Origin of the sequence: Thauera phenylacetica B4P, from assembly GCF_000310225.1 — a bacterium.
In the GTDB taxonomy this organism is placed as follows: Bacteria; Pseudomonadota; Gammaproteobacteria; order Burkholderiales; family Rhodocyclaceae; genus Thauera; species Thauera phenylacetica.
In genome coordinates this window covers 1-528 of the sequence record NZ_AMXF01000586.1, presented here as the reverse complement: position 1 = coordinate 528, position 528 = coordinate 1, and the positions used below count along the sequence as shown (strand labels likewise).

Annotated in this window: 1 pseudogene; it reads right to left on the bottom strand. The window is 77.5% G+C overall.

The features are described from left to right. Positions 1-528: pseudogene (locus C667_RS23820) on the bottom strand (phage tail protein); the annotation flags it as partial.

Genomic DNA, 528 nt, shown 5'->3' with positions numbered 1-528 from the left:
CGGCGCGTGCCGTGGAAGCGTGCGAGGTCGGCCGCCCGGCGCAGCCAGTCGCGCCGCCGCGGCGCGGGCAGCGCGGCGTCGAAGGCCACGCCGATCCAGCCGCCCAGCCAGTCGAGTGAGGGCTCGGCGGCGACGTCGGGGTCGCTCGCCAGGTGGGCGGCGGCGACGCGGTCCTCCAGCACCGTCAGCCAGCCCTCCACGTTGCCGAGGAAGCGCTCGAGGAAGTCCGCCGGCGTGCTCTGCGGCGCCAGGGGCGACAGCGGCGCGTCGGCGGCGGGACCGAACTCGGTCTCGCGGTACAGCCGCGGCAGGTAGTGGTCGCGGTAGGAGAAGCGCGGCCCATGAACTCGCAAGGCGGCGATCTCGGGCGAGTCGCGGCCGTTGCCGTACAGGCTCAACCGCACCCACAGGTAGCGCCCGGCGAGCGCGCGCACGCGCCGGCTGCTGCGTTGCACGAGGGCGGTCCACAGGCCGGCGCGCCCGGGCTGCGGGGCGCCCCAGGCGCCCAGGCCGGGGTGGCCGGGCAGT